This is a genomic window from Jeotgalibacillus alimentarius, assembly GCF_000829445.1.
Taxonomy (GTDB): Bacteria; Bacillota; Bacilli; order Bacillales; family Jeotgalibacillaceae; genus Jeotgalibacillus; species Jeotgalibacillus alimentarius.
Genome location: NZ_JXRQ01000018.1, coordinates 172,577 through 184,417 on the forward strand (window position 1 = coordinate 172,577; position 11,841 = coordinate 184,417).

Below are 11,841 nucleotides of genomic sequence, written 5' to 3' on the forward strand. Positions count from 1 at the left end.
AATTATTTGTCATTATTCAAATCTTTTAATTTGTCACCAATCATTTCACCAAGCTGGAAGCCGGAAGATTCTTCAGGCATATCATAGTTTTGCGATACAGACCCTTTATCTTCTTTTAATTCTTTAATTGAAAGGGATAGTCTCTGGTCATTCACATTAACATCAAGTACCTTCACCTGAACTTCTTCACCTTCTGTCAGGACTTCATGAGGTGTACCGATATGCTGATGTGAAATCTGTGATATGTGAACCAGTCCTTCAACACCCGGGAACACTTCGACAAACGCACCATATGATACAAGACGTCTGACTTTCCCGTCCAGGACCGCTCCTCTTGGTGCTTTTTCTTCAATATCTGACCACGGTCCAGGTAACGTCTCCTTAATTGATAAAGAGATCCTTTCGTTATCACGGTCAACAGATAATACTTTAACTTGAACCTTTTGTCCTTCTTCAACAACGTCAGAAGGCTTTTCTACGTGCTGGTGCGATAACTGGGAAATATGAACAAGACCATCCACTCCACCGATATCAACAAAAGCACCAAAATCCGTGATTCTCTGAACAGTTCCATCAAGCACATCATCTGCCTGAATTTTTTCAAGAAGTTCTTTTTTCTTTTCAGCTTTTTCGCCTTCAATTACAGCACGATGTGAAAGGATCAGCCTGTTTTTCTCTTCATCGAGTTCAACAATTCTGAAGGTCAGAGATCTGCCTCTGTAATCTTCGAAGTCCTCGACATAATAGTCTTCTACCAATGAAGCAGGTACAAAACCTCTGACGCCAAGGTCTACTACCAGACCGCCTTTTACAACGTCTTTCACTTCAGCCTCAAACACTTCTTCTGACTCATATCTGCGCTTCATTTCTTCCCAAGCTTTTTCAGCTTCTACTTTGCGTTTAGACAATACCAGAAGCTCTTCCTCGACTTTAGTCACGACTAAATCCAGCTCATCGCCCTCTTTAACGACGTCAGAGGCTTTTTCCACATGGAGGCTCGAAAGTTCTGAAATCGGAATAATACCGTCTATCTTGCTGTCTTTTACATCTACAAGAACCTGTTTTTCCTCCACTTTGGTTACAGTACCGGTAACCCGATTTCCTACCTCTAATGAGTTTACTTCGATGTTGTTCATATCCTCTGTCATATGTACTCCTCCTTAATCCAAGACTGCTGAAATTGTATTAAATGTGAAAAAATTCACAGTTTAATGTTAAATTCAGAATATACTACTAACTTCTAATAAATAGCCGTGTTTGTCAAGCGAGAACTTTTATCGATGATTGTCGGATAGTTGTTTAATCTCATTCATAATGATTTCTGTTACTTCTACTGCTGATGCTTTTCTTTCTTTCAGTTCGGTCATATTAATCGGCTTGCCATAGACGACTTTAAGACGTTTAGACAATTTATAAGGTCCGATAATGGCACACGGAACAACTGCTGCATCCGATCTTAAGGCAAAAAAGCCTGCGCCGGCCAGACCCTTTCCGATTTGTCCATCTTTACTTCTGGTACCTTCAGGAAACAGGCCTACAACATGTCCATCTTTCAGCTGTGCCAGTCCCTTTCTAAGAGCTTCTCTATCGCTCATCCCTCTTTTAACCGGGAATGCATTCAGGTTTGGGAGCAGGCTTTTTAAAACAGGTGCCTTAAATAACTCCTCCTTTGCCATGAATGAAACCGGTCTTGGTGAAGTAATTCCCACAACAGGAGGGTCAAGCACATTAATATGGTTGGCACATATTAATACACCGCCTTCTTCCGGTATATGTTCTTTACCCACTGTGCGTATCCTGTAAGCAGGTGTAAGAATTGTTTTTACAAGTCCTTTGGCAAATGAATATAAGTTCATCGTAAAGCCCCCCGTTCGGCAGCTAATTCTGTTACTTTATTCACGACTTCATCAATTGTCATATGAGTCGTATCAAGTTCTATTGCATCTTCAGCTTTTGTAAGCGGAGAAACTTCACGTGTTGAATCAATAAAATCACGTTCTTCAATTTCTGATTTCAGCTGTTGAAGATCTGACTGAATCCCCTGAGACTGATGTTCTTCAAAGCGTCTTCTTGCCCGTTCTTCAGCGGTTGCTGACATGAAAACTTTTAATTCTGCATCGGGGATCACGGCTGTTCCAATATCACGGCCATCCATCACAATACCCCCGTTTTTAAGAAGGTTCTGTTGTCTTTTAACCATCTCGCTTCTTACAGCCTTATGGAGCGCCACATCAGATACGTGTTTTGTTACCTGCTGTTCTCTGATCTCCCTTGTTACTTCCCTGCCATCAAGAAAAACAAGCTGACCATCTTCTCCAGGCTTTAGCTCTATCACTGTATTCATTAACAGGTTATATAATGCCTGTTCATTTTTAGGATCAACCTGCTGATTCACTGCTTTTAATGTCAAAGTTCTGTACATTGCACCTGTATCTATATAAATAAAGCCAAGTTTCTCAGCAATTTTTTTTGCAGCAGTACTTTTTCCGGCAGCTGCTGGACCATCAAGTGCAATTCGTATGTTATTTATCTTGTTCACCGGCGATTCTCCTCAATCTAATTTAATCACAGTTATTGTATCACAAACGTCAGATTTTCTGATGGTTCTAAACGACAAAACGCTCTTTTATTGTTTTCACAGAAAGAGCGTTTCGGGTGTTATTTTTCTTTTAACTTCAGCTGACATTCAAACGTGTACCTTAATAACAGTTGTCTTTCTAGAGCAGTCAGATCAATAAATTTCACCATACCTATATGTACCCTCTCAACCTGTTTGGTGCGAATGACTTCTCCCTCAACTTTTACATATTGTATATCACCGTTTCTCATTGGAAGTACGATAAAAAGTTCGAGAGGATCACCCTGTTCAAAATTCATTCCATTTTTAATGATAAAAGAAAGCCCTCCGGCACTGATATCTTCAGTAACGGTGGTAAAAGTTGCTGCACCGGATTTGATCGATAGATCTATGGATGAATTTACACGGACAAATTGACGCCGCTGAATTTTAATCAAGTCTTTGTCCTCCGGTGCTTCAACCGAAATCATAGGAATATTTGTATTTTTTCTTCCCTTGACTTCTGTTTCAAAAGAGAATGCATCATTTTTGTCGTCTGTATACGTGACTCTCAGCTGCATTCCATCCGTCAGAAAGACTGTTTTATTTGTCGAGATGCTGATTGGATAATCAATAAAGAGTTTATTATCGCTTACTTCAACAAGTCTGCTTTTATATTTATCATTTTGTGAAGCATGCATCGGTTCAATTGTTAATACAGTTCCAATTTTCATTTGTCACACCCGCCTAAACTACGCTATATGGGTATTATCTCATGGAACATCACAATTTCAATTCCTTTTTCAGTAAGAAAGCATAATCTTTTTTATAAACTATGTTATTGGTTGCTGTTGATTTCAGCTGCAGGGGACCGCTTTCTGCAGGGCGTGCTGTGAACCAGCTCACGCTTTTTACTTCAAGACCTATGCCAATTATGCTAAAGCAGCATTTAACGCAAAAGTATATGAAAAAAACCCTTTTACTCAGTATGCTTTATACGTACTGAATAAAAGGGTTAAATTTTACAGTTTTTCTACTTTTTCTTCCTGACCTGTCTCTGCATTAATATAAATTCTGTATGTTTCATCATTTGAAACACCGGTGAATTCAAAGCATAATACATGTTCATCAAACTCATTTCTGATCAAGGTCATTCTCGTTTCCCCATTTTTATAATCTGAATGAAGCAGTGATAAGGCTTCATCTTCAGACAAAGAAGGTTCGGGTATGTCAATCTCCCCGTAACCCGCCCAATAATCGAAGCCGGTAAAACCAAGTACTTCACCATTATCGAGCGCAACCTTTAAATACACTGAATCATCAAGCACCCATACGTTTTCATCTTCGAGATACTTAACGAATGTAAATGAAGCACTGTGATCTGTCTGCTGGGCCTGATCGAGCTTCAAGTCATTCAGCTTGTTTTTCTTGAGAAATGCTTCAGCTTCAGTTGCTGCTTCATTTAAACTGAGGGATGTGTTATTAATTTCACGATCCTTTATCAGATATAATGGATACCCGCCCTTTAAAGAAAGGTCCATTGAAAAGTTTTCTTCCGGTTCTCTGACAGTCAAAAATGGATAAGGTGATCCTTTCATGCTCTTTGAAACTTCAGCCTGATCCAGTGCCGTCTCAGAAAATGATTCAGCGATTTTTAGTGCTTCCTGTTCTGTAATTTCACTGCCGCTCAAGTGCTGCAGTTGTTTTCGCCGCATTGATGCAGTTTCCTGTTCTGTAGGTGCAAAGGTTTCTGAAGCGTACCCTTTCACAGTACCGTCCACTTTAGCAAAACCATCTACAACAGGCTGAGCTTGCGCATCCCCGGTAGCCATAAGCTCTTCAAGGTCGAGCCAGCTTAATTCTTCATTTAAGATTCTTTCCTGAATGTTTCTAAGTTCAGTCTGGATGTCAGCAGACTGGCTGTATAACTGCTTCAGCTTGTCATACTCTTCTCCTGTGAGCGGTTCAGATGATAAATCTCTGACAGATGTGCGATAGCTGAATTCACCAATTTTCATTAGAAATTTTTCCATTTCACTAAACGGTAGAATACCAAGCGGAAGCTGACCGATGTCTGAGTGTATCATTGAAGTCAACCGCCATACTTCAGTGAGCGCAGGTGTCAATGTACGCCCCCCATTCATCGCGAGTGTGGATCCTATTTCATCATGCAGAAGATCCATTTGAAACGTCATTTCATGAAATGCACGCTGGTATTGATTTTCCATATGCGTTTCGAGAGCCTGGACCTGCCCTTTTTGAAAGGCCGCTGCTGCAGTTGCGATAAAAGCACATAAAAACAATGTGATCAGGATTATTTTTTTCTTCTTCACTTTTTAGACTCCTCACTTACAGACAGAATATATGTTCACCAATCTGTTTAATTTGCGGTCTGGACCAGATCCATTTACTCGTTGCAGTCACTGGATTAAAGTAGTACAGCGCATTCTCTGAAGGATCCCAGCCATTTATAGCATCCATCACCGCGCGTTTGGCCTGCTCGTTAGGTGTAAGCCATATCTGACCATCAGCAACCGCTGTAAACGCTAACGGTTCAAAAATCACTCCTGAAGCAGTATTGGGAAATGCTTCATCCTCAATCCGGTTCAAAATAACAGCAGCTACAGCAACCTGTCCCTCATATGGTTCGCCCCGCGCTTCTCCATATACTGCGTTAGCCATCAGCTGAATATCTTTTTCAGAATAGCCTTTAGGTAAAGTCATTTTTTGAGTGGACGGTTCATCTTTCACCTGGTTTTTCAGCGGTGTCCCGCCGTAATGAGTGAATTTCACACCTTTATTGATGTTCCCTTTCACAAAATCCCTATTATATTCACTTGCATTGATCAGTTTTTGCCTTGTTTCCGGACCTGCAAGACCGTCTATATCCATACCATAATCCTGCTGAAAGTTTCGAAGCGCCCAGTAGGTCCCCCATCCAAAATCTCCATCGATCTGGCCGGTGTAATAGCCGATATACTGAAGACGTGCCTGCAACTCAATGACATCGTCTCCGTAAGCCCCCTTTTGAATCACCTGCCCACTGAATGCATTAGCTGCTGAGCTGTTGCTTAAGAATAATAAGCAGATAAGGATTGTAGCAATATATTGTTTCTTCATGCATATACCTCCTGTAACAATGGATAATATTAATCTGAACCAAATTCAGCAAACTATACAAAAGGCATAAGTCAGAACTCAATAAAAAAAGCATGCAGCTGCATGCTTTTGATGGTTATATACGATTAGCTTTGTGGTGTGCATCAGTTAGAATATGGGCTTTCTTGACTTTCCATAAACCCAGCCACCACAGAAACAGCATGAATGGAATCATATAATAGATCCAGTGCCTGCTGCTCATTAGAATAAAGTCATATACAGAGTGAAGAAGTATTGGGAGTACTAATGATATGAAAACAAAGAAATATCTTTTTTGATTAAATTTTGCTTTTCCTATGTAATAACCCATGACCACCCCAAACAATGCATGACTTGAGACTGGTAATAAAGCTCTTCCGATAGCCGTTTCTAGTCCGTATGCCGCGAGATAAAGTACATTTTCTAGTGTTGCGAATCCTAATGAAACTGCAGCGCCATATACAATACCGTCATATGGTTCATCAAATTCAACAAGATGAAAAATAAAGAAATATAAAATAAACCATTTAAAAAATTCTTCTAATAATCCGTATGTCAGTAGTGATTGAAATATCATATTGCTAAAATCTATTTCAACTTCGATCACGTATTGTAAAAACATAACAGGAAATGTTACAGCAACGCCTAAAATAAATGCCCTGAAAACCACTCTGACTGGCTCTGAGTCATATTGATCCTTCAAATAAAAATAGCTTAAAAGAGCCAGTCCGGGTGCTATCGCAGCTGAAATAAGAGCGATCATGATGTTGCCTCTTTTCAATCTGTTTTTCTCATCGTATCATGGAAAAGAATCTAATTACACAGTTAACTTTCACGGAGGGGTCAAATGTCTAAGAAAAAACTATTACTTATTCATACAGGCGGCACAATATCGATGTCGGAAGATGAATCCGGAGCAGTCAAACCAGAAGGTGCTAATCCGTTAATGAGACATACGCATAATCTTAATGATTATGCTGAATTTATCGTAGAAGCGCCGTTCACACTACCTTCACCGCACATTACGCCGAATCATATGCTCGAACTAAAAAAAATAATTGAAAAATATTATTTAGAAGACGGTATACACGGTGCTGTGATTACACATGGAACTGATACGCTTGAAGAAACTGCATATTTCCTTGATTTAACGCTGAGACTATCAATCCCGATCGTTGTAACAGGAGCTATGAGGTCATCGAATGAAATTGGCTCTGACGGGCTATATAACTTAATAAGTGCTGTAAGGGTAGCCACCTCTGATGAAGCATTCGGCAAAGGTGTACTAGTCGTGTTGAATGATGAAATCCACACCGCAGTCAATGTGACAAAAACACATGCAAGTAATGTCTCCACTTTCCAAAGCCCGCAATATGGGCCAATTGGAATCGTAACAAAAGGTGCTGTCCTGTTCCATCATACACCAAAGCTCGACGTTAAATATTCTATCTCTGAGCTGAGTAAAAATGTCTCAATTATCAAAGCATATGCCGGAATGGATTCAAGACTATTTGAAGCACTTGCTTCTCTGGATTTTGATGGTGTAGTAATTGAAGCGCTCGGCCAGGGAAATCTGCCTCCGGGGACGGTGGATGGACTTGCTCATCTGATTGAAAAGAATATACCTGTTGTGCTGGTATCAAGATGTTTTAACGGAATTGCACAGGATGTATACGGCTATGAAGGCGGAGGACGCCAGCTGAAAAAGATGGGCGTAATTTTTTCTAACGGCTTAAATGGTCAAAAAGCAAGGCTCAAGCTGATGATCGGACTATCTCAATCAGACGATCTGGATTATATCGCTGCAATGTTTCAATAAAAAAGCTGTGTCAATATGACACAGCCTTTTTTATTCAACGGTAATCGATTCGGCAATCTGCTTCCCATGAAAACGTCCATTTTCAATAAAAATCTCATTGGCATTATTCCCGGCTGCAATCACTCCGGCTATATAAATCCCCGGCACGTTTGTTTCCATTGTTTCAGGATTAAAAAGTGGACGACCGGTTTCATAGTCTATTTCCACGCCCATCGATTCTATAAATGAATGATCCGGATGATAGCCGATCATTGCAAATACAATATCATTCTTCATTGATATTTCATTGAATCCATCATGATAGATCAACTCTTTGTCTTTAATTTCCTTTACTTCTGCGTTAAAGATCATCTGTACTGAGCCGTTTTTTACGAGCGCTTCAAATTCCGGCAGGATCCATGGCTTTATGCTTTGAGAATAATCACTTCCTCTGTATAACACTGTCACTCTGGCACCTGCTTTTTGGAGTTCAATCGCTGCATCCACTGCAGAGTTTTTCCCGCCAATGACAGCAACATCCAGATCAAAATAAGGGTGGGCTTCTTTGAAATAGTGATGTACTTTGTCTAATTTGGCACCGGGACATTCAAGTCTATTGGGATGATCATAATAACCTGTCGCAACAACAACCTGCCCGGCTGAATATTCGCCTTTATCTGTACTGATCATAAAAAGATCCTGTTCTTTCCTTACACTTTTCACTTTCTCAAATCTGTTAATCCGAAGCTTATGTCTTAGAGCAACTTCACGGTAATAGACAAGCGCCTGATTTCTTTTGGGCTTATGCTGTTCAATGATGAATGGCACATTCCCGATTTCAAGTTTTTCACTTGATGAGAAAAAAGTCTGGTGAGTCGGATAATGATAAATCGCATTCACAATGTTTCCTTTTTCTATCACAAGAGGATCAAGTCCTTTATTTTTCAATTCAATCGCAGCAGAAAGTCCACATGGTCCCCCACCGATCACAATTACTTTTTCAGTTTTCATTTTGTCACTCCTTATTTCAAAGCAAACATCTGCTATACCCTGCTTCCTTTAAAAAACTCCTATTTATTCATAATAGGAGTTTTACAGTCAGTATTCAATTAATTTGCAGACATATTGAGCGAATTACTGATCCAGTTTTCCCAATCCTCTTTATTGAGACCAACCAGATTTTTCTCGAATCCTTCTTTCTCTGTATCATTCATCATATTAACAGCATTTCCTCCAAGCCCGATAGCAAGATCTTTATAATCTTTTTCAAGATCTTTAATCAATTCTTTCGCTCTTTGAAGATTCTGCTTGAGCGTACAGGACATAAAAAGGAATTTCGGTTCAACTGTATCAAGCACCACCTGTATATCGCCTTCTTTGATACTTGAACCCAGATAAATTACATTAAACCCTTTTCTACGGATAAATAACGTGAAAATCAGTAGCCCCAGCTCATGCCATTCACCCGGCGAACAGACGGCAACCACTTTCGGCAAAAAATTATTTTGGGGAAATGAATGCATTAGTATCCCGATTCTTGATCTTAGGATAGATGTAGCGAAATGTTCATGTGCTGTTGTAATCCGTTCTTCTTCCCATAAGAGACCAATTTTTATCAGGATACTACCTAAAATATCAACAAGTACTTTATCAACCGTATAAAGCGAAAATGCTTCATTTATCAGATCATGTGATTTACTCTCATCGAATTGCATCAGTGCTCTAAGGAGATCGTTTCTCAGTACTGAAAGCTGATCTTCGTTTTGCTCTGATGAAACAACCGTATCCTGCTCCTGCTCAGAAAGCGCAACAGCCTGACTGATCGTAAATCCGGCGTTCACTTTAGAAACGAGCCATTTTAACTTTCTTATATGCTCATCTGTATAAAGTCTGTGTCCTGATTCATTACGGACAGGTGCGACCATCTGATATCGTCGTTCCCACGCTCTGAGCGTTCCAGGCTGTATACCAAGTATATTAGAAACTGCTTTTATATTATATTTTCCTTCGTCAGCTTTCATGGCCTACCTCCTGCTCCGAACTTCGTGATACTTAATTATATATTCATTATACAAAGATGTAAAATTTGTATAGGTTTTTTATAACTGTATCATACAATCCGGATTAGATGTACTTCAGATTTTGCACCAAGTCTCAGCGGGAGAAGTGTTGTACCAAAACCGTTACTGATCAGATGTGCATACTGAGGCTTCCGCTCCATTCTGCCTTTTTGGTAAGGACCGAATCCGAAAAACCTGATCTGCCCCCCGTGTGTATGACCTGATAAGATCAGCTTAATGTTAGAGGCATTCGTTATTTGATTTAATTTTTTTGTAATTCTGGGATCATGACTGAGTAATATGACATCTTCATCATGAATATCAGCCATGGTTTTTTTTATATCATCTTTTTGGTAGTTGATATCACCAACACCTGCAATCACCAATCCTTCATTCAGGTGACATTTAACAGACTCATTTTCAAGCACAGTAATACCTTCATTTTCAAGTATATCCGTAAGTAATGTTTTATCTACTTCTTCATCGTTATTACCAAAAACAAAGTAGGTTTTTTTATTTGAGGCAATCAATGCTGCGTTTTTTCTGACTTTCTCATAAGAAACCCCTTTTTCGGTTATATCTCCTCCGATTACAGCGATATCTGTTTCAGGCAGTGACATCAGCCATTTTTCAGAAACTGAGCGTCTATGAATATCTGAAATAAACAGCATATTAACCGGATTATATTTTTTTTGATTATTTAACTTAACTTCATGTGTAACCAGATTATTTTCGAAAGCTCTTTTAAACATAAAAAGACACATTGAAACAATCATACTTAAAGCAACTAAAAGATATTTCATTGTTTCCTCCTGAACTGGCATTAATATTTCAATGTAAAAAGAAAATCATTTCCCCGTACTACGGGGAAATGATTGATTAAAGATCTTCTTTTATATCAAGAATTCTAAATCCTGACTTTTCAAGTTTCTTCAGGAATTTGTCAAGATTATCTCTCTTTTCAATCTTAAGAACAATTCTTCTGACAAGCTTATCAGTTTCATCAAATGTAACAAGTGAAATAACAGATTCATGAAATTGCTGAATAATTTCAGCAAGTCTTGAAATTCTGCCTTCCGTTTCTACGGATGTAAAAGCAATTCTCACACCGTTTTTGTGCATTCCAAATGCGCTTCTGAACTGATTAAACACATCAAACCTTGTGACAATTCCTTTAAACCTTCTGTCAGTATCTACTACTGACATCAGAGGGAAATCATTCAGCTGATATAACGTTGTTTCAAAAATTTCATCACCCTGCAGGTAGTTATCCTCGTGAGTTAAAATATCACCCGCTTTTTTTGTTTCATAAAAAGCTTCTTTGGACATTCCTGATTTAAAGAAAGCCTGATAAATATGATACCTGGTTGTAACTCCCTTATATGTATTACCACTTAAAACAGGTAATGCATCTACTTCTTTCTCTTCAAGAAGGTTAATTACACGTTCAATTGATTCATCTGCCTGAACGGTAAAACATTTTGCTGCTGGTACCATTGCACTTTTTACAAACATATACACTCACCCCGGTTAATTAGTAACAGCTCAGCTGCTTGTTCATACTATTCTGTAAAACATAGTCAAATTCCTTTTTCCTTTTATGGTAATTGTAAAACCTGTCCTACAAATATTTCATTATCACCAAGACCATTAATTTGTTTCAGCTGATCAACCCCGTCCGGTCCCAGTCCATAATTGACTGAGATTCTGTATAAGGTTTCATTAGCCTGGACAGTGTGTGTACTGCCTGATGGTTCAGGCGTTTCTTCAACTGGTTCAGTTTCTTCAGCAGGCTGTTCTACAGGTTCAGCAGGTTGTTCAACCTCTTCTGCCGGCTGTTCTGCTGGTTCTTCTGCAGCCTGGTCCGAAGTCTCTTCCTGCGGGCTTTCTTCAGGCGTTTCTTCAACTATTTCTTCGCTGGCCGCGTCATTATTTTCTTCAGCTAAAACGGGTTCAGTCTTATCACTTAGTGCTGTTTCTCTCATCTTTTCGATTTGAAATTCGTTTGCATTTTCAAGAGTTGCATTTGTGATGCCCGTTTCGTTATCAGAAAAAAGATAAACTGCTGCCAGGACAACGGTTAACGGTAATACAATAAAAGTAGCGAGCAGTAAGCCTGTAAGCGGAAATGGTTTTTTACCTGATTTTTTCTCTTCTCTTTTTTTCCCGTGTAATTCAACTCTAGAATGCGCAGTCTGTTGACTGCTTTCATTTGTAGATGCCGGTTTAGCTGACTGTATTTCTTTTCTGTCTTTTTCTGCACGGTCCCTGTAAGGATCTCTTTTCAT

General features: G+C 39.2%; 13 protein-coding genes. 1 reads left to right on the forward strand and 12 read right to left on the reverse strand.

What is annotated here, in order from left to right; all coding sequences use genetic code 11:
• Window positions 1-2: 2 nt before the first annotated feature.
• The 7 genes from rpsA to prsW all read right to left on the reverse strand — a co-directional run bounded on the left by rpsA (window position 3) and on the right by prsW (window position 6,458).
• Window positions 3-1,148 carry a 30S ribosomal protein S1 gene (rpsA, locus tag KP77_RS10690; protein WP_041122716.1) on the reverse strand — a complete coding sequence of 382 codons (1,146 nt, stop codon included), beginning with the start codon at window positions 1,146-1,148 and terminating at the stop codon, window positions 3-5.
• Window positions 1,149-1,274: 126 nt separating this feature from the next.
• A complete protein-coding gene (locus tag KP77_RS10695) occupies window positions 1,275-1,856 on the reverse strand; it encodes a lysophospholipid acyltransferase family protein (protein WP_041122717.1) in 582 nt (193 codons plus the stop codon).
• Window positions 1,853-2,530 (reverse strand): (d)CMP kinase, encoded by a 678-nt coding sequence (cmk, locus tag KP77_RS10700; protein WP_041122820.1) that lies wholly within the window; start codon window positions 2,528-2,530, stop codon window positions 1,853-1,855. The genes KP77_RS10695 and cmk overlap by 4 nt, the downstream gene beginning before the upstream one ends.
• A 128-nt stretch (window positions 2,531-2,658) precedes the next feature.
• Window positions 2,659-3,291, reverse strand: coding sequence for a flagellar brake protein (locus KP77_RS10705; RefSeq protein ID WP_041122718.1), 633 nt, complete (start codon window positions 3,289-3,291; stop codon window positions 2,659-2,661).
• Between the two features lie 288 nt (window positions 3,292-3,579).
• Complete coding sequence (gene ypeB / locus KP77_RS10710) at window positions 3,580-4,890, reverse strand: germination protein YpeB (protein ID WP_084218670.1); 1,311 nt, start codon at window positions 4,888-4,890, stop codon at window positions 3,580-3,582.
• 16 nt (window positions 4,891-4,906) lie between these two features.
• Window positions 4,907-5,677: a spore cortex-lytic enzyme gene (sleB, locus tag KP77_RS10715; protein WP_041122719.1), complete on the reverse strand. Its 771-nt coding sequence runs from the start codon at window positions 5,675-5,677 to the stop codon at window positions 4,907-4,909.
• 115 nt (window positions 5,678-5,792) lie between these two features.
• Complete coding sequence (prsW, locus tag KP77_RS10720) at window positions 5,793-6,458, reverse strand: glutamic-type intramembrane protease PrsW (protein WP_041122720.1); 666 nt, start codon at window positions 6,456-6,458, stop codon at window positions 5,793-5,795.
• An 84-nt stretch (window positions 6,459-6,542) separates the two neighbouring features.
• On the opposite strand from prsW, the gene KP77_RS10725 reads away from it, so the two are divergent.
• The gene (locus KP77_RS10725) at window positions 6,543-7,514 is read left to right on the forward strand and encodes an asparaginase (protein WP_041122721.1); all 972 of its coding nucleotides are present in this window, start codon (window positions 6,543-6,545) and stop codon (window positions 7,512-7,514) included.
• Between the two features lie 30 nt (window positions 7,515-7,544).
• On the opposite strand, the gene KP77_RS10730 is transcribed toward KP77_RS10725, so the two are convergent.
• The 5 genes from KP77_RS10730 to KP77_RS17570 form a co-directional block, all read right to left on the reverse strand.
• On the reverse strand, window positions 7,545-8,504 hold the full coding sequence (locus tag KP77_RS10730) for a YpdA family putative bacillithiol disulfide reductase (RefSeq protein WP_041122722.1): 960 nt from the start codon (window positions 8,502-8,504) through the stop codon (window positions 7,545-7,547).
• Window positions 8,505-8,602: 98 nt separating this feature from the next.
• Window positions 8,603-9,514: a MerR family transcriptional regulator gene (locus tag KP77_RS10735; protein ID WP_041122723.1), complete on the reverse strand. Its 912-nt coding sequence runs from the start codon at window positions 9,512-9,514 to the stop codon at window positions 8,603-8,605.
• An 89-nt stretch (window positions 9,515-9,603) separates the two neighbouring features.
• A complete protein-coding gene (locus KP77_RS10740) occupies window positions 9,604-10,356 on the reverse strand; it encodes a metallophosphoesterase (RefSeq protein WP_041122724.1) in 753 nt (250 codons plus the stop codon).
• A gap of 76 nt (window positions 10,357-10,432) precedes the next feature.
• Complete coding sequence (locus tag KP77_RS10745; protein WP_041122725.1) at window positions 10,433-11,068, reverse strand: CBS domain-containing protein; 636 nt, start codon at window positions 11,066-11,068, stop codon at window positions 10,433-10,435.
• Window positions 11,069-11,151: 83 nt separating this feature from the next.
• Window positions 11,152-11,841, reverse strand: a complete 690-nt coding sequence (locus tag KP77_RS17570) for a LysM peptidoglycan-binding domain-containing protein (RefSeq protein ID WP_052474086.1) — start codon at window positions 11,839-11,841, stop codon at window positions 11,152-11,154.